General features: G+C 44.8%; 20 protein-coding genes and 2 tRNA genes. 15 read left to right on the forward strand and 7 right to left on the reverse strand.

What is annotated here, in order from left to right; all coding sequences use genetic code 11:
* Window positions 1-82 precede the first annotated feature (82 nt).
* From rsmC to hemL, 3 genes are all read right to left on the reverse strand, one after another.
* On the reverse strand, window positions 83-1,105 hold the full coding sequence (gene rsmC / locus L0991_00660) for a 16S rRNA (guanine(1207)-N(2))-methyltransferase RsmC (GenBank protein ID XGB62596.1): 1,023 nt from the start codon (window positions 1,103-1,105) through the stop codon (window positions 83-85).
* Between the two features lie 110 nt (window positions 1,106-1,215).
* The gene (locus L0991_00665; protein XGB62597.1) at window positions 1,216-2,301 is read right to left on the reverse strand and encodes an AI-2E family transporter; all 1,086 of its coding nucleotides are present in this window, start codon (window positions 2,299-2,301) and stop codon (window positions 1,216-1,218) included.
* Window positions 2,302-2,633: 332 nt separating this feature from the next.
* Window positions 2,634-3,929: a glutamate-1-semialdehyde 2,1-aminomutase gene (gene hemL, locus L0991_00670; protein ID XGB62598.1), complete on the reverse strand. Its 1,296-nt coding sequence runs from the start codon at window positions 3,927-3,929 to the stop codon at window positions 2,634-2,636.
* A 296-nt stretch (window positions 3,930-4,225) separates the two neighbouring features.
* On the opposite strand from hemL, the gene erpA reads away from it, so the two are divergent.
* The 3 genes from erpA to L0991_00685 all read left to right on the forward strand — a co-directional run bounded on the left by erpA (window position 4,226) and on the right by L0991_00685 (window position 9,045).
* Window positions 4,226-4,567: an iron-sulfur cluster insertion protein ErpA gene (erpA, locus tag L0991_00675; GenBank protein XGB62599.1), complete on the forward strand. Its 342-nt coding sequence runs from the start codon at window positions 4,226-4,228 to the stop codon at window positions 4,565-4,567.
* 250 nt (window positions 4,568-4,817) lie between these two features.
* On the forward strand, window positions 4,818-5,942 hold the full coding sequence (locus L0991_00680; protein ID XGB62600.1) for an efflux RND transporter periplasmic adaptor subunit: 1,125 nt from the start codon (window positions 4,818-4,820) through the stop codon (window positions 5,940-5,942).
* Window positions 5,943-5,952: 10 nt separating this feature from the next.
* Entirely contained in the window at window positions 5,953-9,045 is a 3,093-nt protein-coding gene (locus L0991_00685; GenBank protein XGB62601.1) for an efflux RND transporter permease subunit, read from the forward strand.
* A gap of 105 nt (window positions 9,046-9,150) precedes the next feature.
* On the opposite strand, the gene L0991_00690 is transcribed toward L0991_00685, so the two are convergent.
* Window positions 9,151-10,440, reverse strand: a complete 1,290-nt coding sequence (locus L0991_00690; GenBank protein XGB62602.1) for a peptidoglycan DD-metalloendopeptidase family protein — start codon at window positions 10,438-10,440, stop codon at window positions 9,151-9,153.
* A 129-nt stretch (window positions 10,441-10,569) separates the two neighbouring features.
* On the opposite strand from L0991_00690, the gene tyrS reads away from it, so the two are divergent.
* Together tyrS and L0991_00700 are read left to right on the forward strand one after the other, a co-directional pair.
* The gene (gene tyrS, locus L0991_00695) at window positions 10,570-11,757 is read left to right on the forward strand and encodes a tyrosine--tRNA ligase (protein ID XGB62603.1); all 1,188 of its coding nucleotides are present in this window, start codon (window positions 10,570-10,572) and stop codon (window positions 11,755-11,757) included.
* 423 nt (window positions 11,758-12,180) lie between these two features.
* On the forward strand, window positions 12,181-13,026 hold the full coding sequence (locus tag L0991_00700) for a magnesium transporter (protein XGB62604.1): 846 nt from the start codon (window positions 12,181-12,183) through the stop codon (window positions 13,024-13,026).
* A 102-nt stretch (window positions 13,027-13,128) separates the two neighbouring features.
* On the opposite strand, the gene dacB is transcribed toward L0991_00700, so the two are convergent.
* Both dacB and L0991_00710 read right to left on the reverse strand, forming a co-directional pair.
* Window positions 13,129-14,562, reverse strand: a complete 1,434-nt coding sequence (gene dacB, locus L0991_00705) for a serine-type D-Ala-D-Ala carboxypeptidase (GenBank protein ID XGB62605.1) — start codon at window positions 14,560-14,562, stop codon at window positions 13,129-13,131.
* 110 nt (window positions 14,563-14,672) lie between these two features.
* Complete coding sequence (locus tag L0991_00710; GenBank protein ID XGB62606.1) at window positions 14,673-15,710, reverse strand: porin; 1,038 nt, start codon at window positions 15,708-15,710, stop codon at window positions 14,673-14,675.
* 515 nt (window positions 15,711-16,225) lie between these two features.
* Between L0991_00710 and greA the strand changes: the two genes are divergently transcribed.
* Window positions 16,226-16,699 carry a transcription elongation factor GreA gene (gene greA, locus L0991_00715; protein XGB62607.1) on the forward strand — a complete coding sequence of 158 codons (474 nt, stop codon included), beginning with the start codon at window positions 16,226-16,228 and terminating at the stop codon, window positions 16,697-16,699.
* A 126-nt stretch (window positions 16,700-16,825) separates the two neighbouring features.
* Here greA and yhbY read toward each other — a convergent pair whose 3' ends face one another.
* The gene (gene yhbY / locus L0991_00720) at window positions 16,826-17,122 is read right to left on the reverse strand and encodes a ribosome assembly RNA-binding protein YhbY (GenBank protein XGB62608.1); all 297 of its coding nucleotides are present in this window, start codon (window positions 17,120-17,122) and stop codon (window positions 16,826-16,828) included.
* 114 nt (window positions 17,123-17,236) lie between these two features.
* On the opposite strand from yhbY, the gene rlmE reads away from it, so the two are divergent.
* From rlmE to nusA, 9 genes are all read left to right on the forward strand, one after another.
* Window positions 17,237-17,866, forward strand: coding sequence for a 23S rRNA (uridine(2552)-2'-O)-methyltransferase RlmE (gene rlmE, locus L0991_00725; GenBank protein ID XGB62609.1), 630 nt, complete (start codon window positions 17,237-17,239; stop codon window positions 17,864-17,866).
* A 107-nt stretch (window positions 17,867-17,973) separates the two neighbouring features.
* The gene (gene ftsH / locus L0991_00730) at window positions 17,974-19,941 is read left to right on the forward strand and encodes an ATP-dependent zinc metalloprotease FtsH (GenBank protein XGB62610.1); all 1,968 of its coding nucleotides are present in this window, start codon (window positions 17,974-17,976) and stop codon (window positions 19,939-19,941) included.
* 88 nt (window positions 19,942-20,029) lie between these two features.
* A complete protein-coding gene (gene folP / locus L0991_00735) occupies window positions 20,030-20,860 on the forward strand; it encodes a dihydropteroate synthase (protein XGB62611.1) in 831 nt (276 codons plus the stop codon).
* 21 nt (window positions 20,861-20,881) lie between these two features.
* On the forward strand, window positions 20,882-22,222 hold the full coding sequence (glmM, locus tag L0991_00740; GenBank protein ID XGB62612.1) for a phosphoglucosamine mutase: 1,341 nt from the start codon (window positions 20,882-20,884) through the stop codon (window positions 22,220-22,222).
* A 279-nt stretch (window positions 22,223-22,501) separates the two neighbouring features.
* Window positions 22,502-22,834, forward strand: a complete 333-nt coding sequence (gene secG / locus L0991_00745) for a preprotein translocase subunit SecG (GenBank protein ID XGB62613.1) — start codon at window positions 22,502-22,504, stop codon at window positions 22,832-22,834.
* 16 nt (window positions 22,835-22,850) lie between these two features.
* Window positions 22,851-22,935: transfer RNA gene (locus L0991_00750), tRNA-Leu, on the forward strand.
* A gap of 53 nt (window positions 22,936-22,988) precedes the next feature.
* Window positions 22,989-23,065 (forward strand) — tRNA-Met (locus L0991_00755).
* A 234-nt stretch (window positions 23,066-23,299) separates the two neighbouring features.
* Window positions 23,300-23,755, forward strand: a complete 456-nt coding sequence (gene rimP / locus L0991_00760) for a ribosome maturation factor RimP (protein ID XGB62614.1) — start codon at window positions 23,300-23,302, stop codon at window positions 23,753-23,755.
* A gap of 35 nt (window positions 23,756-23,790) precedes the next feature.
* A complete protein-coding gene (gene nusA, locus L0991_00765) occupies window positions 23,791-25,278 on the forward strand; it encodes a transcription termination factor NusA (GenBank protein ID XGB62615.1) in 1,488 nt (495 codons plus the stop codon).
* Window positions 25,279-25,291: the final 13 nt, after the last annotated feature.

The following is a 25,291-nucleotide window of genomic DNA, read 5'->3' on the forward strand; positions in this document are numbered from 1 at the left end:
GTGCAAAAGCTCACTTTTATAGACTTTTGATAAAAATATGAACAGACAGCGCAGATAATGACCCTGCGCTGTGCTAGAGAGGCTACTTGTTTGCGTGGTAGATCGCGAATTTAGTGGTCTTATTTAGAGTCGCGCATTTTCCAAATGCTTGCTCAATAATCGGGATGTATTTTAAAAAGCTGTTGGCAACAATGATCAGCTCACCAGAACGGTTTAAATACTGTGGAGCCTGTGCCAGAAGGGTTTCTGTTGCACTGTAGCTCGTATCCAAGCCTGAGTGGAATGGTGGGTTGCTGATAATGAATTGATAGCCTTGCGCTGTATCAGAGTAGACGTCAGAAGCGAAAACTTTGCCCGTTAAGCCGTTTGCTTCCAGAGTTGCTTGGCTAGACGCCACTGCAAATGCACTGATGTCACACATCTCAAGTTCAATACCAGGGTTGCGAGAGGCCATCACTGCACCGAGTACACCGGCACCGCAACCGAAGTCCAGCACTTTCCCCTTCAAGGTTGGCAAAGTATCGAGCAGAAGTTGGCTACCGACATCGAATTCACCATGGCTAAAGACACCTGGTAGGCTTTTAACTGTAAGAGACTGCTCACCAATGTTCACCGTGTAGGTTTTAAACCAGTCTTGCAGGTTAAATGCGGCTGGCTGTTCAAAGCATTGACCCCAGTAGAAAGAGCAACGACGCGCTGAATCGTATTTTGCGACCTTACCGTAAGCGGCAAACATTTTCTCAATGCTTTTTACGCCAGAGCGGTTCTCGCCAACCACAACAATCTCAGTATCTTTGCCTAGTTTGGCAAACAGCATCGCCAGCAAAAACTCAGCTTCAGCTTTTGCTTTTGGCCAGTACAACATCACTAAGTCAGCTTTGGTCTCTTCGGTAAACTCAGCACCGTAAAAACGTTGAATAGTGCTGTAGCCTTCAAGCTGACGGTAGTAGCTGTAGTTTGAAGTAAATACAGAAACAGACTCACAGTGTTTTGCTAACTCAACAGGGAATAAGTCTTCAGCCTCACCGGCAACTAAAACATGTTTGCCTTCAAAGTAGGCAAGTTGGCGCTCAGCAATCTGGCTTGGGGCAATATAAGCTGACATAGGACACTCTATTGAATTGTTAGCAAAAAATGAGGGCGGATTTTCGCATAATCCGCCCAAAGCTTGAAGTGTTTAATACTCGTTCGGCAAGTAAGTGATTGAAGAGCGGTTTAACTCTTGTCTTGCTGATTTAAAAAGTCCTTAAACTCTTCATCGTAGATGTTAAATAGAACAATGGTAATCGCAAAAATCAGCGGGCCGTAGATAAGACCAATCAGTCCGAATAGTTGGATACCACCCAGTAGCGAGAAGAAAATCATCAGGGTGTTCATACCCGCACTGCCTTGCATTAACAGCGGTCGTAGTAGGTTATCTATCGAACCAACAATTGCCACGCAGTAAACCGTTAGGAAGATAGCCCAAGTCGTGTCACCGGTTAAGAACAAGTAAGCCGCCGCTGGGATCCAGATTAGCGCAGTACCGACCACCGGGATGAAAGAGGCAAAGCCCATCATGGTGCCCCAGAACAGTCCTGGGAAGCCTGCAACCCACATACCGAAACCACCAGCTATACCTTGTGCGATTGCAGTTAGGAATGATCCCATCACTGCTGATTTTGATACTTGCTCAATCTCAGCGAGAAGCTTGTCTTCTTGGCTGCGAGACAGAGGAAGAATGTGGCGAACCACACTGATGATTTTGTCATGGTCTCTAAGTAGGAAGAACAGAACGAACAGCATCAAGAAGAAATCCATCAAGAAGTTGGTCGCATCACCAAGGATCTTTGCACTGATGCCGACAAGCTTAGAGCCAAAGCTCGTCGCGAACTCGCCAACTTTCTGTGCGATAGCCTTCGGTTCAATGTTATCGAAAGGCAGGTAGTTATTAATGAAAGATAGCGCTTTAACTACGATAGGGTGCTCAAATAGGGTTTGAATCCCGCCATGGGTGACCCATTGATAGGTGTTCTGAGAAAATAGAGAGCCTTGCTGCACAATCGCTGCAAATACTGCCAGTAAAGGGATAACAATAATAAAGGTTAAGATCACACAAGATAGCAATGAGACGAGGTTTGCTTTATTTGGGATCTTCTTTTCAAGCCACTCATGGATCGGAAACATTAACAGTGAAATGATGAAGGCCATCACGATTGAATTAACGTAAGGTTCTATAAGTAGGTAACAAGCATAAGCCGCGGCGAGCAGCGCAATGATGATTACCCAGTGACTGGAATTGATTTTAATTTTTTCTGACACGGTAATGGTCTCTATATTTGCGTTCTGAGTTTATAATGGCTGCAAAACAGAGAGTTAGCAATGAGGAGTTTTGATAATGGGATGCTGTAATAAAGATAAGAAATGCCAAGATGAAGAGCAGCAAACGAAAAAAGAGATCCCTTGGTTCAGAATGTTCCTTGGTACGCTGATGCTGTTGGTTTTCTTGTTCTGGGAACGTTAAGCGCTTTGCCGGCATAGGTGACGGATAAGAAAGGGGGATTTCCCCTCAGAAGCTTAGTGCTCTCTATTAAAAAGGGCTGCGTTAATGCAGCCCTAAATTCAATCAGTTAGCGACGTATTAGCGCTTTTGATTATTTGCTTTCTGCAGCAATAATAGCAAGAGAACGGTCAGCAGCTTCTAGTGTCGCTTCAATCTCTTTTGAACCGTGAGCAAGAGAAGTAAAGCTTGCTTCGAATGCTGAAGGTGCAAGGTATACACCGTGATCTAGCATTAGGTGGAAGAAGCGCTTGAAGCGTTCTACATCACACTTAGTTACATCTTCGTAGCACGTTACCGCTTCTTGCTCAGTGAAGAAGAAACCAAACATGCCACCAACTTGGTGAACTAGCATTGGAATACCGTGCTTGTCAGCAAGTTGCTTGAAGCCATTCGCTAGCTGCTTAGTTTTTGATGCTAGACGCTTCTCGTTGCCTTCTTCACGCAGAAGGTTCAGACATGCATAGCCCGCAGCCATTGCTACTGGGTTACCTGAAAGAGTACCCGCTTGGTAAACTGGGCCCGTTGGTGCGATGTATTGCATCACGTCTTTACGACCACCAAAAGCACCCACTGGCATACCGCCACCGATCACTTTACCAAGACACGTTAGGTCTGGCTTGATGTTGTAGTAAGCCTGCGCACAGCCTTCAGCAACACGGAAACCTGTCATCACTTCATCAAAGATCAGTAGCGCACCTTCTTGGTCACAGATCTCACGTAGACCTTCGTGGAAGCCTTCTACTGGCGGAATACAGTTCATGTTACCCGCTACAGGCTCAACGATGATACAAGCGATCTCACCTTTGTTTGCTTCAAACAGCTCACGTACAGAGTCTAGGTTGTTGAATGTTGCCGTTAGTGTGTGTTTAGCGAAGTCTGCAGGTACGCCTGGAGAGCTTGGCTGACCAAGAGTCAGAGCGCCAGAACCTGCTTTTACAAGTAGGCTGTCTGCGTGGCCATGGTAACAGCCTTCAAACTTAAGAATTTTGTCACGACCAGTAAAGCCACGAGCAAGGCGAATTGCACTCATCGTTGCTTCAGTACCTGAGCTAACCATACGTAGTTGTTCCATTGAAGGAACCATTTCAGACACAAGCTCAGCCATTTTGATTTCAGTTTCAGTTGGAGCACCGAAGCTAAGACCACGTTGAGCCGCTTCAATTACTGCATCACGGATAACAGCGTGGTTGTGACCAAGGATCATTGGACCCCAAGAGCCAACGTAGTCGATATATGCTTTACCATCAGCATCAAAAATAAGTGGGCCATCAGCGCGTTCAACGAAGATTGGAGAACCACCTACGCCATTGAATGCACGAACTGGAGAGTTTACGCCACCAGGAATAGTTTGCTGTGCTTTTTCGTACAGCTCTGCTGATTTGGTCATTGATATATCCTCTTTTGACTGTCGGACCAATTGGCAGGCATTGTACCTATCCATAATCCAACTAGGAATGGTTTAGCTGATATAATCGCCCGAATCTGATTATTTTGTGTGGTTGCACATTCATTTTGTTTTTATTTGATGAGTTTTTAGCAGGAAAAACGGCGATCAGGTGGTGAATACTTGAACGTTTCAGTCAGGTATTGGATAATCAGCAGAATATAAGAAAATACTCAACAACTATGGTCTCGAATTAGATTTGTATCATGTTGTTTTTGACACAGGTAAGAGAGGTTGTCGTGAGCGAAGCAAATATCCCATTGTCTTTTTCTGATGCAGCAGCTACCCGCGTACAAACGCTGATTGCTGAAGAAGAAAACCCAGAGCTAAAACTGCGTGTATACATTACAGGTGGTGGTTGTAGTGGTTTCCAATACGGCTTCACATTCGATGAAAAAGTAAATGATGGCGACACTACTATTGTAAACAGTGGTGTAACACTGGTTGTCGATCCAATGAGCCTACAATACCTAATGGGTGGTGTGGTTGATTACACAGAAGGCCTAGAAGGCGCACGTTTCTTTGTGAACAACCCAAATGCAACAACTACATGTGGTTGTGGTGCATCATTCAGCGTATAGGCCGAGATTAACGTCGCTTAATTGAAAGCCATATTCGAAGCATCGTAAACGCCGGACTAATGTTCGGCGTTTTTGTTTTTTTACCCTTTCATTTTTACTTCCCTTTAGTACACGGCATATTTTTCAAACTGTCGATAGTGTCCAACTTCATTTGTCCTCGGTCTGTTAAGGTTACTCATGTGCATCAGGAAGTTGCACACGACGCGATTGAGCTAATTTACGCGCCTAATGCGCCAGAAAAGGATTTGCTATGCCCACTCTATTTTCTAATTCGCCACTTTTTCAGAAACTTAGGCAGCCGTGGTTGGTCTCTCTGACTTTGGTCATACTGCTTTCTATCTGGCTGGGTTTAGGTGTGGGACAAGCCGAAGAGTCGCCTGAGCGAAAAGCGACAGAGATTCCATTAGCCAAGGTTTCTTACCAAACATTTACGTCATTACCCACATTTAGAACCATTGATTTATACGGTCGAACAGCACCAGATCGACACGCACGCCTAGGCGCAGAAGTTGCAGGAAAGGTCGTCAGACTGAACGTTGCCAAGGGTGATAGCGTTAAAGTGGGGCAAGCCATTGCTCAGATTGATCAAGGCGACTTGGAAATACAGTTAGAGCGGGCATCGGCTCTGTATCGCCTAAAGCAGAAAGAATTTAAAGCGGCGCAGTCACTTAAGAAAAGAGGGCTGCAAGGGGAAATTGCTTACACCACTGCAGAGGCTTCGTTAACAGAAGCGAAAGCTATGATGCGCAATGCGGAGTTGGCTTTAAAGAATACTGTGATTACTTCGCCTTTCTCGGGTGTGGTTCAAGATTTAATGGTCGAGCTCGGTGATTTCGTTGGAGTTGGCGACCCCGTTGCTAGTGTGATTGACCTCGACCCTCTGGTGATTGAAGCGGACGTCAGTGAGCGTCATATTCAGCATCTGTTAGTTAATCAAGACGCATTAGTTCGTCTACTTGGCAGAGATGAAGTGGAAGGGCGCTTACGTTATGTGTCTCGAATCTCTTCAGCTTCTACCAATACTTTCCCAATCGAAATTGAAATCGATAACTCTAAAGGCCTACTGCCCGCAGGTGTGAGCGCTGAAGTGAAGCTCAATCTAGAAACACGAGATGCTATTAAGGTGACACCAGCGATGCTGGCATTGGATGAAGCCGGAAATCTCGGGGTTAAAACATTGGTGTCAGTCGGTGATACACCAAGCGTGAAATTTGTCGGTATACAGCTCGTTAAGGCAGAGCAAGATGGCGTTTGGCTCACTGGGCTAGGGCAACAGGTTGACATTATTACCGTCGGACAAGGCTTTGTACGTGATGGTGATTCGGTGATTGCAGTTGAGCAAGGTGCTGATCTCTCAAGTTCAGTGGCTGAGTAGGAGGTAATCGATGTATTCAATTATTGATGCAGCCTTGTCTCGTGCTCGCACCATGCTGTCTCTGTTGGCACTCATCTTGGTCGCAGGTGTTATTACCTATATCACGATCCCTAAAGAATCGAGCCCAGATATCACCATTCCGATTATCTACGTTTCAGTTGGGCACCAAGGGATCTCACCAACCGATGCTGAGCGATTGTTGGTACGACCTATCGAGCAAGAACTTAGATCCATCGAAGGCGTAAAAGAGATGAATTCAACCGCCGCAGAAGGGCATGCTTCTGTGGTGTTGGAATTTAATGTTGGGGTTGATCTTACCAAAGCGATGGCAGATGTACGTGACGCCGTTGATCTTGCCAAACCAAAACTTCCAGAAGACAGTGACGAGCCGACCGTTAATGAAGTAACCCTCGCTTCTGAGGACCCAGTGCTATCTGTCGTGTTATTCGGCACCGTTCCTGAACGCACCATTGTACAAATTGCCCGAGAGCTAGGAGATAAATTAGAGAGCTATCGCCAAATACTAGAGGTCGATATTGCAGGTGATAGAGAAGACATCGTTGAAATCATCGTAGATCCTCTGCTTATGGAAAGTTACAGCCTAGACCAAGCGGATATCTACAATTTGATTGCATTGAATAATCGAGTGGTTGCCGCCGGTTTTGTCGATACGGGTTATGGCCGTTTCTCAGTCAAAGTGCCTTCGGTGTTTAACTCTTTAAGAGATGTGCTTGAGTTACCGATCAAAGTGGATGGTAAACAGGTCGTTACTTTTGGTGATGTGGCGACAGTACGCCGGGCGTTTCGAGACCCAGAGAGCTTTGCTCGCTTAGATGGTAAGTCTGCCGTGGTCTTGGATATCAAGAAGCGTGCTGGTGAGAACATCATTGAAACGGTTGAGCTGGTGAAAGCGGTAATGGCTAGCGCTCAGCAGCAAGCTGAATGGCCAAATAACTTGCTGGTCAAGTACACCAAGGATGAATCTAAAGATGTGAAGATCATGCTCAATGATCTGCAAAACAATATCTTATCCGCCATTATTCTGGTGGTGATCGTTATCATCGCTATTCTTGGTGTGCGTACGGCTTTGCTAGTGGGTATTTCTATTCCCGGCTCATTCCTAACAGGGTTACTCGTCCTCTCGGTATTCGGTTTGACCGTTAACATCGTAGTGCTGTTTTCGCTGATTATGGCAGTTGGAATGTTGGTGGACGGTGCGATTGTGGTGACTGAATTCGCAGATAGACGGATGCAAGAGGGAGAAGGGCGTAAAGATGCCTACCGAGATGCAGCCAAACGGATGGCATGGCCGATTACCGCCTCTACTGCAACGACTTTAGCGGCGTTTGCTCCGCTGTTGTTCTGGCCTGACGTGACGGGCGAATTCATGAAGTTCTTACCGCTAACTCTGATCGCGACTTTAACGGCTTCATTGATTATGGCGCTGTTATTTGTGCCCGTTTTAGGTGGCTTAATTGGTAAACCTCAGTACGTTTCGCCTAAGAATCAAGCTCGAATGGTCGCCTTGCATAACGGCGACTTTTCTCAAGCGACAGGCTTAACTAAGGCGTATTACCACACACTTTCTTTAGCGATTAAGCATCCGTTTAAAATTCTCTTTAGCGCGATATTGCTTGCGGTTGCAGTCGGATTTACTTACTCCAAAGCTGGCTTAGGTGCCGAGTTTTTCCCAGAGGTCGATCCGCCATTCTTTAACGTTAAAGTGCGCTCGCATGGCGATCTCTCTATTCAAGAAAAAGATGACATCATGCGTGATCTTGAGCAAGTGATGCTGAATCATGAAGAGTTCGATAGCGTTTATACGCGTACCGGTGGTGACGACCAGATTGGCTTGATCTCGATTACGCCGGTTGACTGGCAATATCGCCGTAGCGTGAAAGCGATCATTGAAGAGTTAAAGCAACAAACCGACCAATATGCTGGCGTTGAGATCGAATATAAGTTCCCAGACGCAGGGCCTCCGGTTGAAAATGACTTGGTGATCGAGCTCTCAGCTAAAACACCAGAGCAGCTTAATCAGGCAGCAAAAATCGTAAGAAGCTGGGCGGATGGTAATCGAACACTGACCAATATCAGCGATACAGCAAGTAAAGATGGTATCGATTGGAAAGTGGATATTCGCCGTGACGATGCCGCGCGTTTTGCCGCTGATGCTACCTTGGTGGGGAATACCGTTCAATTCGTCACTAATGGATTAAAGATTGGTGATTATCTTCCTGATGATTCATCGGAAGAGGTCGATATCTTAGTTCGCTACCCCAATGATAAGCGTGATATTGGACGCTTCGACCAGCTAAGAGTCAAAACGCCAGCTGGTTTGGTTCCAATAACTAATTTTGCTCAGATCATTCCAGACCACAAGCAAGACACCATCAAACGTCTTGATGGCAAGCGAGTCGTCAACATCATGGCAGATATGGAAGAAGGGTATAACCTTGCTCTCGAGCTACCAAAGATCGAGCAGGCGTTAAGTGAACTAGGGCTTCCAGATAGCGTAGACTTTCGTATTCGCGGTCAAAATGAAGAGCAAGAGAACTCGTCAGCCTTTTTGCAAACTGCATTCTTAGTGGCACTAGCGGTGATGGCTTTGATTCTGATTACTCAGTTTAATAGCTTCTATCAAGCGTTCCTGATTCTAAGTGCCGTGTTGTTCTCTACCGTTGGTGTATTTGTAGGTTTGCTTATCTTCCAGCGCCCGTTTGGCATCGTGATGTCGGGCATTGGAGTGATTGCGCTCGCCGGCATAGTGGTGAACAACAATATTGTGTTGATTGATACTTATAACCAGTTAATCAAAAGAGGCTTAGATAAGCGAGATGCGATTTTAAGAACGGGTGTTCAGCGTTTAAGACCTGTGATGCTGACGACGGTTACGACTATTTTAGGTTTAATGCCGATGGTGTTAGAGATGAACATCGATCTGATTAATCAAAAGATAGAATTCGGCGCGCCGAGTACGCAGTGGTGGTCACAGCTTGCGACCGCGATAGCCGGTGGTTTGGCGTTCGCCACGGTGCTGACCTTGGTGCTGACTCCTTGTTTGTTGATGCTAGGGCGAAACAACAAATCCGAAAAACAGTAGCAATCGTAGTTTGAAGAGCATAAAAAAGAGCGCCTGATGGGCGCTCTTTTCGTTTTTCTATTTTGCTCTGAAGCTACAAGCTACAAGCTACAGGTCTTGAACTTTCTAGTTCGTCGCTAGTAACTGGCCGTATCGCTCAAGGTTTTTCAATCGAATCTCTGAGTTTGCAATAAAGGTTGCTTTTGCCTTACCTGTTAAGGATTTAGATTGAGGTAACTTCACAGTACGCGCATTCTTGTGAACGCCATTAACTAAGAACTCGTAGTGCAAGTGTGGGCCAGTTACACGACCTGTACCGCCCAGAGTACCAATCGTTTGACCTTGCTTGACTCGTTGCCCTGTTTTCACCATTCGCTTCTTCATGTGCAAGTACTTAGTGATGTAAGTATTGCTGTGTCGGATGAACACATAGTTACCGTTGAACTGGTTGTAGCCAGATTTCTGCACGATACCATCACCTGCTGCCCAGATAGGTGTACCAACAGGTGCTGCATAGTCGGTGCCTCGGTGAGCACGAACCTTACCTGTTACTGGGTGTTTTCGGCGTGGGTTGAAGTTCGAGGTGACACGACGAAAATCGATAGGAGAGCGCAGGAAGGCTTTCTTCATCGCTCGGCCGTTTTCGTCGTAGTAGTTACCGCTTTTATCGTCTAATACCGCAGTAAATGAATCGCCTTGGTTGGTAAAAATGGCTGCCATGATCTTGCCACGGCCAATCACTTCACCTTCAACCACTTTCTCTTGGTATAAGATTTTAAAGCTGTCGTTCTTACGAATATCCAATGCAAAGTCGATATCCCAACCAAAGATACCCGCAAGCTCCATGATTTGGTTAGCGGTTAAGCCTGCGCTGACACCAGCATTCCAGAAGTTAGAGGTGATATTGGCTTCGGCATAGTTGTATTGATAAGCGACTTCTTTTTTATCAAAACTTGAAGTGAATGAATCGCCGGATTTGGTGATTTTGAAGCTTTCAAACGCGCTTAGTTGTCGTTTGAGCTGAATAAGGTCGTTGTTTTCATCGAAGCCGAATTGCAGCACATCACCAGGTCTTAGATTCGAGAGCTGCTTTTTGATGTCTTTATTGGTATTGAGAAGGTTGAGTAACAAGCGGTATGAGAGACCAATACGTTCAAATAAAACAGAAGTGCTTTCGCCAGAGCGAACTGTGTATTTTTCCCAGCTAAGGACAGCTGTTGGTGGTGCGTCATTCGAGCTTACGAGCGCGGAAGCATCGATGCTCAAAGGGTAGTGTTTTCCTACGACAAGTGCGCCCGTATCGTCGCGTAAGCTGTTGACGTCGGGAAGTAAGAAAATCGCTATGAAAATTATGGCACTAAAAAATGCGATAAAAGCCCGGTGCAATATAGGAAGGCGTGCAAAAATAGACAACATGTTCCGGTTCGTTCTGTAAATATTATGAAAATCGGCGACGGAATAGTGTAACTGGTTTCAAAATACATCGCTATTCAAGTAAGATGTCTAACTATTATATTTTTGCCAAATCTGTGGGAGTGAACAAGAATGGCGAGTATTGAAGCTGCACTAGCCGAGATCAAACGTGGCGTAGAAGAACTAATTCCAGAAGACGAGCTGATTGCTAAATTAAAAGAAGGTCGTCCTTTACGCATTAAACTGGGTGCCGATCCAACGGCTCCAGATATCCACCTAGGCCATACGGTTATCTTTAACAAGCTTCGTGCTTTCCAAGAGCTTGGTCATGAAGTGACATTCCTGATTGGTGATTTCACTGCAATGGTTGGTGACCCATCAGGTAAAAACTCAACGCGTCCACCACTAAGCCGTGAAGACGTATTGAAGAATGCTGAAACTTACAAAGAGCAAGTATTCAAAATTCTAGATCCTGCGAAAACACAAATTCGCTTCAACTCTGAGTGGCTATCTGACCTTGGCGCAGAAGGCATGATTCGTCTTGCTTCTAACCAAACTGTTGCTCGTATGCTTGAGCGTGATGACTTCAAAAAGCGTTACGCTGGTGGTCAACCGATCGCTATCCACGAGTTCATGTACCCACTTCTACAAGGTCACGATTCAGTTGCACTAGAGAGCGACGTTGAGCTTGGCGGTACTGACCAGAAGTTCAACCTGCTAATGGGGCGTGAACTGCAAAAAGCGGCAGGTCAAAAACCACAAGCGGTACTGATGATGCCACTGCTTGTTGGTCTAGACGGCGTTAAGAAGATGTCTAAGTCAGCACACAACTACATCGGTATTAGCGAAGCACCAAGCGAGATGTTTGGTAAGATCATGTCTATCTCTGATGACCTAATGTGGAGCTACTACGAGCTACTGTCTTTCCGCCCGCTTGAAGAAGTGGCAGAGCTGAAAGCTGGCGTTGAAGCGGGTAATAACCCACGTGACGTTAAAGTACTTCTGGCTAAAGAGATCATTGCTCGTTTCCACAGTGAAGCAGATGCTGATGCAGCAGAGCAAGAATTCGTTAACCGCTTTGCTAAAAACCAAGTGCCAGATGATATGCCTGAGTTCGAATTCGAAGCGGGTCTGCCAATCGCTAACGTTCTAAAAGAAGCGGGTCTAGTAAACTCGACTTCTGATGCGATGCGTATGATCAAGCAGGGTGCTGCTAAGATCGAAGGCGAGAAAGTTGAAGACAACAAACTGGTACCTGAAGCGGGTACTGCAGTTTACCAAGTAGGTAAGCGTAAGTTTGCTCGTATTACTATCAAGTAATAACGCACATCAATGATTGAATAAAAGGCATCTACGGGTGCCTTTTTTATTGACACAAAGTTGACGAAGAAATTTTTACTGGATTGCTACACTATGCGCGCTGTCGAGCTGACAGTAATTTTGGAGATTTTTATGAACAATACCGACCATCCTCCTAGTTTGAATGGAGAAGAATAACCTGTCTCGGTATTGATCTATTGTCCTGCCGTTCAGGTAGGGTATCTTTGTTTTCCCCTCATTCTTTTCCACACTCTAGATTCTAACAAGTAGACACATCAGTGATTTAAGCTCTTGGTGCGCTCAGTTATATGCTTTATGTATCGAGTTATACGCTCTTGGTGTACACCGCTTTATGTTTGTGAAGCACTCACTGTAGGCTACTTGTTTTGATGGTCGTTACCTTTGCCAATCGGGAGATTCGCCATGACGGTAATGAACAACACTTTTTTATCTATTGAAGCTCTGTACTCAGAGCAAGACATCCAAGCTGTATCAAATGCATTTCAGCAATATGGGCGTGAACAGCAGGTCAGGCTTTTGAACTGTATGCCGCTTGAAGATGCAGTACTTGTATTAGGGCAATGCTCTCTAAGTACGATTCAAGCTCTACTTAGTGAGCTAGAGGAGCAAGGCTTTGAAAAGCGTTCGCGACATCTAGCTCACCAACTAGGGCTAATCTATTCAGAGGTTGAACCTCAACAGGGTTACCTTTCTACTGGTGTATTAAGCCATGTTAGACAGCGTATTGGTTGGATTATTTCGCTGGCGCTTCTAGGTATCGTTTCTGGTCTTATTATCGCTCAGTACGAAGACATTCTAAGCCAATTGGTGCTTCTGGCTATTTATATGCCAGTCATTGCCGCGGCGGGAGGTAACACGGGAACCCAAGCCGCCACTCTGGTAATTAGAGCCTTAGCCACTGGTGAGTTGAAGAAACGCCAGTGGGCCAATGTTCTATGGAAAGAGTTTAGAGTGGCTATTTGTTTAGCGCTGGCGATTGCCGCGGTAATGATTGGACGTATCTTGCTGTTCAGCGAAAACCAATCCACCGGTGGTTATGACATCAATATGATTGCCTTTGCTATCGCCGTTGCTCTGTTTATTCAGGTGACAATATCAACGGTTCTCGGTGGTGGGTTGCCTATCGTTGCTCGTTTGTTCAAGTTGGATCCTGCGGTGTTGGTGAGCCCAGTATTAGCGTCTATAGTCGACATCTCAGGGATGTGGATCTATTTCACTGTCGTAAATGCGTTTTTAGGCATTGCCTAGCGCTTATATAACAGCACTTCGAAAAGAAAAATGGCGCTGAAGATTTAAGATCTTCAGCGCCATTTTTTATTGTGTTATAAACCGCTTATAACAAACTGCTCGTTATTTGGGCTGGTTCTGTGTTTGACTGTATTCAACCACATCTTTATAAAAATCACGTTCAAACTGCGTAATCGGTGCTTCCACTGGTTTGTCTGGGTCTTGTTCTTCAGGGAAGTAATCACGAACAAACTGTACAAACAGAGAGCTTGGCTTCCCTGACTCATCTAAACCGTATCCAGCCATATTATACGTTCCGTACAAAGAACCACTCTTAGCGATGATGTTGCCTTGAATCGGTGTCTTCCTCATGCTTTGTCGGTACTTAAGCGTCCCATTGATACCCGATGTCGGCATGGCTTCGATTAGGTTGAGCTGTGAGTCGTTTTCCCAGATATAACGAAGCACTTTAGCCATGGTCTGCGATCTCATTCGGTTGTTTCTCGATAAACCAGAACCATCAACGAGCTGCGCTTTGCTTAGGTCGATATTCGCTTTAGTCAGTAGTATCTGTTTTATTGCTTCAGTACCGTTATTGAAACTGCCCGGCTGCACATAAAATCTTGCTCCCAAGGTTTTGGTGAGATTGTCTGCGATCAGGTTGTCTGATTTTTTTAGCATGGTATCGAGCAGCTTTGGAAGTTTCGCTGAGTGATGGCTAGCCACTAATGTTGTTTTGTTGGTGCCTTCTTTGGCTCCAATGATTACATCACCCTTTACTTGTATTTTCAGCTCTTTAAGTAGTGAGTTCACCACTTGAGAGGTGTAAAGCTCAGGATTTTGAATGGCGAACTTTAGTGGTAACGGCTTTTTACGTTCCACTAAGCAACCAGAGAGCGTGTACGAGTTATCTGGCGTGGTGATGAGCTCTAAGTCGCACTGGGTAGCTTTTTGTCCAGAGCGCGTGACAGTGGCAGCATTGGTTGTCACGTCTATTGGATAATGGGCTGGGATATAGACGCGAGTGCTGCCGTTATCCTTTGTATAAATAGAGGCTTGGGCACAGTTGCTGTCTAAGGTCATCGCACTAGAGGGCGCGCTGTAACAAACGCCTAGAATGTCCCAAGGCCAACCAACCGCTCGTTGATAGCCGGTATAAGCGGTGTTATCTAGGTATAAATTGCCTTTAATGGTTCTAGATTGAGACTTAGCGTACTGAGCTAGCAGGCTTTTTAGCTGTTCACGTTGCAAGGTTGGGTCGCCGCTAAATGAAATGATCGAATCATTGCCAGAACGAACAATACTGGTGGTGTAATGAAAATTGTCTCCTAGCTCTAATTTAGCTGCTAAAGCCGTCACCAGTTTTAACGTACTAGCAGGAGGATAAAAGTCATCGCTATTGGAATTAAGCTCGCTCGAATCATCGCTTAACGATTGGAGGATCAAACTCGTACTACTACCATCGGGCAGTGTATCAAGAGGGGCGTATGCGAAAGCGTTAACAGATAAAGCGCTAATGGAAAAACTACATAGCAGTAGTGTGGATAGAAGGCGCATAGAAGATTGTCTTGGATGGCTGATGTTTTCAGTATACAGATATAAAAAACGCCCGCTAGAGAGCGGGCGTTTTGATTCTCAATTAACTAATGAATCATTAGTAATTAGAATTAGAAGTCGTAACGTAGACCTAGAGCTAGCTCGTCTTCAGCGTCTGCTTTAGATGCAGGGCCGTTAACAAGACCAACAGAACCTAGCTTGTCACCTTCAGAGATTAGGTTGAAGTTGTACGAGATGTACGTACGGAAGTTAGGCTTGAAGTAGTAAGTAGCATCGATTGCAACGTTGTCAGCTGAAGTTTCACCGTCAGTTTCTGCGTTGTTGTACGTTAGTGTGAATGCTGTTTTTTCTAGCGTGTATGCTGTCGCGAATTCGTAACCAGTGTAATCACCGTTCTTCTTCGCTAGCTCACCGTCTGTGAATGTACCAGCAAAGTATAGAGCGTCAGTACGGAAAGATGCCGCTAGCATGTACTCGTTTTGCTCGTCTTGATCAGCGTAACCAGCACCTAGCTTAAAGCCAGAATCGCCGATTGCGTAGATACCAGATAGAGAGTAGCCGTCAGCGTTGTTGTCTACGAACTCACCAGAAGCGTTCTCTGAACGGTCAGCAAAACGGTAGCTTGCTTTAACGCCAAGGTCTTGGAATTGACCTTTGTATGAAACCATGTTGTCTGAACGGTCTGCTACAGCAATTTTCATTGCCGCAGAGTTACCGTGGTAAGACATGATATCGGTAAAGTCTGTGATAACACCTAGTGCACCGTCGTTTTTACCGTAAGTAACTTCACCGAAGTTACCGCCGATACCAGCGTAAGTGTAACGGTTAGTAATGTCACCGTCGTTGTTATCAGTAGAGCCGCCGTTTTCAGCTGTTGTGAATTCGCCTTCGTAGAAACCAACACCGTATAGGCCGTCTTGGATTTCAACTTTACCTAGGAAGTTAAGACGTACACGTGTTTTGTCTTCAGCTTTGCCGTCTTTTAGAGATAGACGAGCTTCAGCACGACCACCGATCTCTAGAGAAGTGCCGTTTGAGCTGTATACAGAAGTGCCGTCGATACCACCAGCTTGTTTACCATCCGCTGCTACTGCGTTAGTAGCAAGAGCTGCAGCAGACACAGCAAGCGCGATCATAGTCTTGTTCATGTTATTATTTCCTAATTACTGTCCATAGAAGTTTTTATTAAGGATTTGAACCCTTTTGTGTATTGCCCGTATTAATCAGGCTTCATAACCATGATTAGAACAGAAGTCTGAAAAATGCCAGTGCAATCCATGGGTTACTTTTTACCTCTAAAGTTCCATTGTCAGTTAGTAAAATGATATAAAACTAAAAAATGAACACTGTTTTATTATATTTGTTGTTGTTTAAGTTTTTGTTTTATAGTGATTTTTACAAAAGTGTGATCTGCGTTTATTTTGTTTGTTTTTTGTTTTTTTAGGTATTTATTTTTCAGCTTATTGATGGGGAGGTTATTATTCATTTTTGTGATGTCAGTAATTTAGACCTAGATACAGCTTTTAAAACGCAAAGTGGAATAAAGATGATTTAGCCATAAAGTTTGTTTACACTAAGCCAAATCGTTTTGTTTCTACTACCCAATAAAATACGTTGGGTGTATTTATGTTGGCCAAAGAAAGCTTTGGCATAGAGGTAAAAAATGGAAAAGGTTCCAATGACAGTACGTGGCGCTCAGCAGCTACGTGACGAATTAGATCGCCTACTTAAGCTACGCCCTGTTATCTCAGCAGCTATTGGTGAAGCACGTGAACTAGGTGATTTAAAAGAGAACGCTGAATACCATGCAGCTCGTGAAGAGCAGGGTATCTGTGAAGCTCAAATCCGCGACATTGAATACAAACTTTCAATGGCTCAGATCATCGATGTAACTCAGATGGAAAATACGGGTAAGATTATCTTTGGTACAACAGTCACTCTGATTGATGTTGATACAGACGAAGAGTACCGTTACCAAATCGTTTCTGAAGACGAAGCCGATATCAAAACTGGCCGTATCTCAGTGAAATCACCAATTGCTCGTGGTCTTATCGGTAAGATGGAAGGCGACGAAGTGATGATTTCGACTCCTGGCGGTGATAAAGATTACGAAATTGACAAAGTAGAATATATCTAATTGAATTTTCTTTGTTTCTGATAAGTAAAAAGGTCGCTAAATGCGACCTTTTTCGTTTCTCACGCTACACTAAAAGATAAGCGCACTGGCTATCCCTTTGTGAAGTTAGCTTATTATATAGCTAACTTACTTACGTGGAATCTCGATTTTACGTGCTTCTGATTGACGGAATAGTACTAGAACTTTACCGATAGTCTGTACTTTCTCAGCTTTAGTTTCACGTACAATTGCATCGATAATTAGCTGCTTAGTTTCACGGTCTTCTGATGCAACTTTAATTTTGATCAGTTCGTGGTGGTCTAGAGCTAATTCGATTTCCGCTAGAACAGCTTCAGTAAGTCCATTTGCGCCCATTAGCACTACAGGTTTTAAACTGTGAGCTAGGCCCTTTAGATGCTGCTTTTGTTTGGTACTTAGGTTCATTACGCGGCCAATTTTCTTTACTATTAGGGTTGAAAAAACCTATTTTAACGCCATCTAATGCTGAAGACTATAATTTATTCGGCAATTAGTACTTTCCTCCACTTTAGGTATCCAATGAGCAAACAGAAACACTCGGCCAGTTCAGGCCGTTGGTTGAAGGAACACTTCGACGACAAGTACGCAAACGAAGCAAGAAAGAAAGGCTATCGCTCACGTGCTTATTTCAAAATGGAAGAGATTCAAACGAAAGATAAATTGCTGTCTCCAGGGATGACCGTTGTGGATTTAGGTGCAGCGCCTGGTGGTTGGTCTCAATATGCTGCTAAGATTGTTGGAGACAACGGACAAATCATTGCGTGTGACTTGCTACCAATGGATCCGATTGCTGGCGTTAGCTTCTTACAAGGCGATTTTCGCGAAGACGCTGTTCTTGAAGCCTTATTGGAACGTATACAACCAAACATGGTTGATGTCGTGATGTCAGATATGGCACCTAATATAGCGGGCAACAACTCTGTAGATCAGCCTAGAGCTATGTATTTAGTTGAATTAGCTTTGGATATGTGTCGACAAGTTCTAGCTACCGATGGTAGTTTTGTTGTAAAAGTATTCCAAGGCGAAGGGTTTGATCAATACGTTAAAGACGTCCGTGAGATGTTTAAAACGGTGAAAGTCAGAAAACCCGACTCTTCTCGAGCTCGTTCTCGTGAAGTGTTTATCGTAGCCACTGGTTACAAAGGTTAACGATTCTCTTCCAAGAGTGAGAGTTAACAATATGGCTACAGGTTACAAACTGTAGTACCCTACCTTTAATTACAATTAGTTATCGAGAGGCTGACACCTTGAGTGACATGGCAAAAAATTTAATTCTGTGGCTTGTTATCGCAGTAGTGTTGATGTCGGTATTCCAGAGCTTTGGCCCTGGGGAGAGTAACGGCAGAGCAGTAGATTACACCACGTTTGTACAGGAAGTTGGCCAAGGCCAGATTCAAGACGCACAGTTCAATAACAGCGAAATCACTTTCACACGTCGTGGCGGTGGTGCTAAGTATGTAACTTACATGCCTGTTTATGATCAAAAGCTACTTGATGACTTAATTAATCAAAACGTAAAAGTTCAGGGCACACCACCTGAAGAGCAGAGCCTACTTGGCACTATCTTCATCTCATGGTTCCCGATGATCTTACTGATTGGTGTATGGATTTTCTTCATGCGTCAAATGCAAGGCGGTGGCGGCGGTAAAGGCGCGATGTCTTTCGGTAAGAGCAAAGCTCGTATGATGAGCGAAGAACAGATCAAAACGTTGTTTGCAGATGTCGCTGGTTGTGACGAAGCAAAAGAAGACGTTAAAGAATTGGTTGATTACCTTCGCGACCCAAGTCGTTTCCAAAAGCTGGGTGGTAAGATCCCTACAGGTATCCTGTTGGTTGGTCCTCCTGGTACTGGTAAGACATTGCTTGCAAAAGCGATTGCTGGTGAAGCGAAAGTACCATTCTTTACTATTTCAGGTTCTGACTTCGTTGAAATGTTTGTGGGTGTTGGTGCATCTCGTGTGCGTGACATGTTCGAACAAGCGAAGAAAGCAGCGCCTTGTATCATCTTTATCGATGAGATCGATGCAGTAGGCCGTCAACGTGGCGCTGGTGTTGGTGGTGGTCACGATGAGCGTGAGCAAACACTGAACCAAATGCTGGTTGAGATGGATGGTTTCGAAGGTAACGAAGGTATTATCGTTATCGCAGCGACTAACCGTCCAGACGTACTAGACCCAGCACTACTTCGTCCTGGTCGTTTTGACCGTCAGGTGGTGGTTGGTCTACCAGACGTACGTGGCCGTGAGCAGATCCTTAAAGTACACATGCGTAAGGTTCCACTAGCAGGTGATGTTGAACCATCTCTTATTGCGCGTGGTACACCAGGCTTCTCAGGTGCAGACCTTGCGAACCTTGTGAACGAAGCAGCGCTATTTGCTGCTCGTGGTAACAAGCGTAATGTTTCTATGGTTGAGTTTGAACTTGCTAAAGACAAAATCATGATGGGTGCAGAGCGCCGTTCAATGGTAATGTCAGAAGAAGTGAAAGAGTCAACAGCTTATCACGAAGCCGGTCACGCGATTGTTGGTCGCCTAGTACCAGAGCATGATCCAGTGTACAAAGTGTCAATCATTCCACGTGGTCGTGCGCTTGGTGTGACGATGTACCTACCAGAGCAAGATCGTGTGAGCATGTCTCGCCAACATCTAGAGTCTATGATTTCTAGCTTGTACGGTGGTCGTCTTGCTGAAGAACTTATCTACGGTAAAGACAAAGTGTCAACTGGTGCGTCTAACGATATCGAACGTGCAACTGATATTGCTCGTAAGATGGTAACGCAGTGGGGCTTCTCTGAGAAACTTGGTCCTCTTCTTTACGCAGAAGAAGAAGGTGAAGTTTTCCTAGGTCGCGGCATGAGTCAAGCTAAGCACGTTTCTGATGACACGACTAAGCTTATCGATGAAGAGATTCGCATCCTTATCGACCGTAACTACGATAGAGCTAAGAAGATTCTTGAAGATAACATGGATATCATGCATTCGATGAAAGACGCTCTGATGAAGTTCGAAACGATCGATGCAGGTCAGATTGATGACCTAATGGAGCGTAAGCAAGAGATTCGTGACCCAGCTGGTTGGGGTGATCAGGTAAAAGCTGAGCCTGCAAAGGAAGAAGCAAAACCTGAAGCTAAGGCAGAAGAAGCTAAAGCGGAACCGAAAGCTGAAGAGTCAAAAGTTGAAGAAGTAAAATCTGAATCAGATGATGCTCAAAACAAAGATTCTTAATCGCTAAACTGTTAATTAAAACCCTGAGCACGCTCAGGGTTTTTCTGTTTATAGCCTATGGTGTTTTACCCTTTAAGATCGGCCTTCCATGATATTAAAAGCAAATAATAAAACTCTCGTGTTAGATCGCCCACATGTGATGGGTATCCTCAATGTCACCCCTGACTCTTTCTCTGATGGTGGGAAATTTAACTCGCTTGATAATGCCCTACAGCAAGCTGAACGAATGGTTCAAGCGGGCGTCAGCATTATCGATATTGGTGGAGAGTCAACTCGACCAGGCGCTCCTGATGTTTCATTAGAAGAAGAGCTTGAGCGTGTCATCCCTGCTATTAAAGCCATTCGTGCCAAGTTTGATGTGTGGATCTCGATAGATACCAGTAAAGCGGAAGTGATGCGCCAAGCTGTTGAAGCGGGCGCTGATTTGATCAATGATGTGCGCGCTTTGCAAGAGCCTGGAGCATTACAAGTCGCTGCTGATGCCAATGTTCCTATTTGCCTGATGCACATGAAAGGCCAGCCAAGAACCATGCAAGCTAACCCAAGTTATGATGATGTTCTTCAGGATGTAGAAGCATTCTTGCAAGAAAGGGTAGAAGCTTGTGAGGCGGTGGGCATTTCAAAAGAGCAGTTGATTCTTGATCCTGGCTTCGGTTTTGGTAAAACCATAGAACACAATTACCACCTATTAGCGCATCTTGAAAAGTTTCATTCGTTAGGCTTACCTGTTTTAGCGGGGATGTCGAGAAAGTCGATGATCTTTAAATTGCTAGATAAGGTTCCTGCGGATTGCATGGTCGCAAGCGTCACTTGCGCGACCATTGCCGCAATGAAAGGCGCACAAATTATTCGCGTTCATGATGTCGAGGAGACATTGGAAGCGATGAAAATAATCGAAGTGATGAATAACAATCACTAAATATAATTAAGGAAAATCACTATGTCTGATAAAAGACGTTATTTCGGCACAGATGGTGTGCGTGGCAAAGTAGGCCAGTACCCGATCACACCTGATTTTGTTCTGAAGCTTGGCTGGGCTGCTGGTCGTGTACTTGCAAAGCAAGGTACAAAGAAAGTTATTATTGGTAAAGATACGCGTATTTCTGGTTACATGTTGGAGTCTGCATTAGAAGCTGGCCTTGCTGCTGCTGGTCTTCAAGCTACATTTACTGGTCCTATGCCAACTCCGGCTGTTGCTTACTTAACACAAACATTCCGTGCTGAAGCGGGCATCGTAATCTCGGCTTCACACAACCCTTACTACGATAACGGTATTAAATTCTTCTCTTCTGAAGGTACTAAACTTCCAGATGATATCGAGCTGGCGATTGAAGCTGAACTTGATAAAGACATTGAGTGTGTTGACTCTTCTGAACTTGGTAAAGCAGTTCGTTTAAACGATGCGGCAGGTCGTTACATTGAATTCTGTAAAAGCACGTTCCCGAATCAAATGACACTTGCTGGCATGAAGATTGTTGTCGACTGTGCTCATGGCGCGACTTACCACATTGCTCCTGCGGTATTCAAAGAGCTAGGTGCTGAGGTTGTAGCTATTGGCGTTGAACCAAACGGTACCAACATTAACCACGAAGTGGGTGCGACGGATGTTCGTGCTCTACAGGCGAAAGTGCTAGAAGAGAAAGCTGCACTAGGCCTTGGCTTTGATGGTGACGGTGACCGTATCATCATGGTTGATGAGTTAGGTAACAAGGTTGATGGTGACCAAATTGCTTACATTATTGCTCGCGATGCATTGCGTCGTGGTGAGCTTAAAGGTGGTGTTGTTGGTACGCTGATGACCAACCTAGGTATGGAAAACGGCCTTAAGCAGCTAGGTATTCCATTCGTGCGCGCTGCAGTTGGTGACCGTTACGTAATGGAACAACTGCTAGCAAAAGGCTGGAAGATCGGTGCTGAAAACTCAGGTCACGTTATCCTGCTAGATAAAGTGACTACTGGTGATGCTATCGTTGCAGCACTGCAAGTTCTTGCTTCAGTGGTTGGCAGTGAAATGACATTGAATGAGCTGTCTCAGGGCATGACGCTATACCCGCAAGTCTTAGAAAACGTTCGTTTCAGCGGTGATTCAAACCCACTGGAAGCTGAGGCGGTAAAAGCAGCTGTTGTAGAAGTAGAAGCTGAGCTTGGCGAGAAGGGCCGTGTATTATTACGTAAGTCTGGTACAGAGCCACTATTGCGCGTAATGGTTGAAGGTGAAGATGCTGATTTAGTTCAAGCTTCAGCACTTAAGATTGCAGATGCAGTAAAAGCAAACTGTTAATTTAGAGCTTTACTCAGCAGGCACCATCAAGAGTGCCTGTACGCAAAAACGGTTGAATTATAGAGTGTTCAAAAGGGGCATAAATGAGTTTTGTGTCGCTTTTGGCCTTTTTTTAACCGTTCACTTGGTAAAGGCTTATTTTTTAGCAAATTCTCCTTGTCAGCCATCGCCGCATTCGCTAGTATTGCTCGGCCTTCAGTTAGGAGGTCGCTAGCCTTGTTCTTAAAAATAACTTTTTTGAACGGCGCTGGCTCAACAATTAGGAACATAGGTGGAAAAATGTTTACAGTTCTACTTGTGATTTACCTGTTGGCAGCGCTTGGTGTAATTGGCCTAGTGTTGATTCAACAAGGTAAAGGCGCAGATATGGGAGCCTCTTTCGGTGCTGGCGCTTCAAACACTGTGTTTGGTGCTAGTGGCTCAGGAAATTTCCTAACCCGAATGACTGCAATTTTTGCAACTACATTTTTTGTCCTTAGCTTAGTACTTGGTAATATGTCTACACATAAAACTGAGTCACAGTGGATGGACCCGACTCAAGGTCAGGTTATCCAGCAAGCTGAAGATGCAGTGAGTGAAGTTCCGGCGCAAGGCGACGAGATTCCACAATAATCTGTAAAGATTTGATGCCGAGATGGTGAAATTGGTAGACACGCTAGCATGAGGTGCTAGTGCCTTAGGGTGTGAGGGTTCGAGTCCCTCTCTCGGCACCATGTTTACAAACTTGTAAAACATCTTGTTGGGCGTATAATGCTCGCAAGTCGGACGCGGGATGGAGCAGCTTGGTAGCTCGTCGGGCTCATAACCCGAAGGTCGTCGGTTCAAATCCGGCTCCCGCAACCAATTTTAAGTGCTATATTTAGTCTTGATTGGTAGCAAGTTTGCACAGTGTGAACCTCACTGTGAGTTAAGTGTGATATCGAATGTGATGGCACTTAGCATATAAGGGTCCAGCAACAAAAACCCCGGCTTATACGGGGTTTTTTGTTATCTAAGCATTTGTAAATGCGTTTAGATAATGTTTGCTTGGAATTTAAATTGGGCTTTGAGCCCTTTTTTTGTTTCTGGAGTGGTTAAATGACTGGTTTAGAAAGACAACTTACTGAAATGCTTGACGCTCCAGTAGCAGCATCAGGTTATGAGTTAGTTGGATTAGAATTTATTCGTGCTGGTGAGCACTCAACGCTACGTATTTACATCGATTCTCCAAACGGCATCAATGTAGACGACTGCGCTGAAGTTAGTCACCAAGTAAGTGCCGTAATGGATGTTGAAGATCCAATTTCAGTGGCTTATAACCTTGAAGTGTCTTCACCAGGTTTAGAGAGACCACTGTTCAAAGCAGAGCATTACCAACAATTTATTGGTCACGAGGTAAGCATCGTTTTGAAAATGGCTGTCGGCAACCGTCGTAAATGGAAAGGTGATATCCAATCTATTGAAGGCGAGACAGTAAAAGTATTAGTTGAAGGACAAGAAGAAGAATTCGTCCTGAGCAATATTGCGAAAGCGAACCTGATCCCTAAATTTTAGTTCTCCTAGAGAGAAGAGCTTAAGAGGCTAGATTAATGAACAAAGAAATTTTGGCGGTAGTAGAAGCTGTTTCTAATGAGAAAGCAGTTCCTCGTGAGCGTATTTTTGAAGCGCTTGAAATCGCGCTTGCAACGGCAACAAAAAAGAAGAGCGAACTAGAAATTGAAGTTCGTGTTGAAATCGACCGTAAAACAGGTGATTTCGAAACTTTCCGTCGCTGGGAAGCTGTTGAAGTTGTTGAAAACCCAACAAAAGAGATTTCTCTTGAAGCGGCTAAGATTGACGATCCTGAGATCGAACTTGGCGGTTTCATTGAAGATGACATCGAGTCAGTAACGTTTGACCGTATTACGACTCAAACTGCGAAGCAAGTTATCGTACAAAAAGTACGTGAAGCTGAGCGTGCTCAAATCGTTGAGCAGTTCATCGACAACGAAGGTGAGCTAGTAACAGGTGTTGTTAAGAAAGTTAACCGTGACACTATCATCCTAGACCTAGGTAACAACGCTGAAGCGGTAATCCTACGTGATGACCAACTTCCTCGTGAAAACTTCCGTCCAGGCGACCGTGTACGTGGTCTTCTATACGCAGTTAAACCTGAAGCTCGTGGCTTCCAGCTATTCATTACTCGCTCTAAGCCAGAAATGCTAGCTGAGCTATTCCGTGTTGAAGTACCTGAGATTGGTGAAGAGCTAATCGAACTTAAAGGTGCTGCACGTGACGCAGGTTCTCGTGCTAAAATCGCTGTTAAAACAAACGACAAGCGTATTGACCCTGTGGGTGCGTGTGTTGGTATGCGTGGTGCACGTGTACAAGCGGTTTCTGGCGAACTTGGTGGTGAGCGCATCGATATCGTTCTTTGGGATGATAACCCAGCTCAGTTCGTAATCAACGCAATGGCTCCAGCTGACGTTGCTTCTATCATCGTTGATGAAGATGCACACTCAATGGACATTGCTGTTGAAGCGGACAACCTAGCACAAGCTATCGGCCGTAGCGGTCAAAACGTACGTCTAGCATCTCAACTAACTGGTTGGGAACTGAACGTAATGACGGTTGAAGACCTTCAGAAGAAACATCAAGAAGAAGCAGTTGCTTCAATTGAAAACTTCATGAAGCACCTAGACATCGAAGAAGACTTCGCTCAGCTACTTGTTGAAGAAGGTTTCTCTACACTAGAAGAAGTTGCTTACGTACCAGTAAACGAACTTCTTGAAGTTGATGGCCTAGACGAAGGCATCGTAGAAGAACTACGTAACCGTGCAAAAGATGCACTAACGACTCTAGCACTTGCGAAAGAAGAGACGTTTGACGGTGTTGAACCAGCTGAAGACTTGCTAGCACTTGAAGGCCTAGAGCGTGAAATGGCTTACAAACTTGCAGCAAAAGGCGTGGCAACATTGGAAGACCTAGCTGACCAAGGCGTTGATGAACTAGAAGGCATTGAAGACCTAACTGCAGAACGTGCCGGTGAGCTAATCATGGCTGCACGTAACATCTGTTGGTTCGGCGACGAAGAATAATTCAGCAAGGAGA

Origin of the sequence: Vibrio chagasii (assembly GCA_041879415.1) — a bacterium.
GTDB lineage: Bacteria > Pseudomonadota > Gammaproteobacteria > Enterobacterales > Vibrionaceae > Vibrio.

Bases quoted from the DNA above. Each gene is read 5' to 3' on its own strand.
- rimP (XGB62614.1), top strand. From the start codon at position 23,300: ATGACTGGTTTAGAAAGACAACTTACTGAAATGCTTGACGCTCCAGTA.
- L0991_00710 (XGB62606.1), bottom strand. From the start codon at position 15,710: ATGAACAAGACTATGATCGCGCTTGCTGTGTCTGCTGCAGCTCTTGCT.
- tyrS (XGB62603.1), top strand. From the start codon at position 10,570: ATGGCGAGTATTGAAGCTGCACTAGCCGAGATCAAACGTGGCGTAGAA.
- hemL (XGB62598.1), bottom strand. From the start codon at position 3,929: ATGACCAAATCAGCAGAGCTGTACGAAAAAGCACAGCAAACTATTCCT.
- dacB (XGB62605.1), bottom strand. From the start codon at position 14,562: ATGCGCCTTCTATCCACACTACTGCTATGTAGTTTTTCCATTAGCGCT.
- rlmE (XGB62609.1), top strand. From the start codon at position 17,237: ATGAGCAAACAGAAACACTCGGCCAGTTCAGGCCGTTGGTTGAAGGAA.
- nusA (XGB62615.1), top strand. From the start codon at position 23,791: ATGAACAAAGAAATTTTGGCGGTAGTAGAAGCTGTTTCTAATGAGAAA.
- folP (XGB62611.1), top strand. From the start codon at position 20,030: ATGATATTAAAAGCAAATAATAAAACTCTCGTGTTAGATCGCCCACAT.
- rsmC (XGB62596.1), bottom strand. From the start codon at position 1,105: ATGTCAGCTTATATTGCCCCAAGCCAGATTGCTGAGCGCCAACTTGCC.
- L0991_00680 (XGB62600.1), top strand. From the start codon at position 4,818: ATGCCCACTCTATTTTCTAATTCGCCACTTTTTCAGAAACTTAGGCAG.
- L0991_00685 (XGB62601.1), top strand. From the start codon at position 5,953: ATGTATTCAATTATTGATGCAGCCTTGTCTCGTGCTCGCACCATGCTG.
- yhbY (XGB62608.1), bottom strand. From the start codon at position 17,122: ATGAACCTAAGTACCAAACAAAAGCAGCATCTAAAGGGCCTAGCTCAC.
- L0991_00690 (XGB62602.1), bottom strand. From the start codon at position 10,440: ATGTTGTCTATTTTTGCACGCCTTCCTATATTGCACCGGGCTTTTATC.
- L0991_00700 (XGB62604.1), top strand. From the start codon at position 12,181: ATGACGGTAATGAACAACACTTTTTTATCTATTGAAGCTCTGTACTCA.
- greA (XGB62607.1), top strand. From the start codon at position 16,226: ATGGAAAAGGTTCCAATGACAGTACGTGGCGCTCAGCAGCTACGTGAC.
- glmM (XGB62612.1), top strand. From the start codon at position 20,882: ATGTCTGATAAAAGACGTTATTTCGGCACAGATGGTGTGCGTGGCAAA.
- ftsH (XGB62610.1), top strand. From the start codon at position 17,974: ATGGCAAAAAATTTAATTCTGTGGCTTGTTATCGCAGTAGTGTTGATG.
- secG (XGB62613.1), top strand. From the start codon at position 22,502: ATGTTTACAGTTCTACTTGTGATTTACCTGTTGGCAGCGCTTGGTGTA.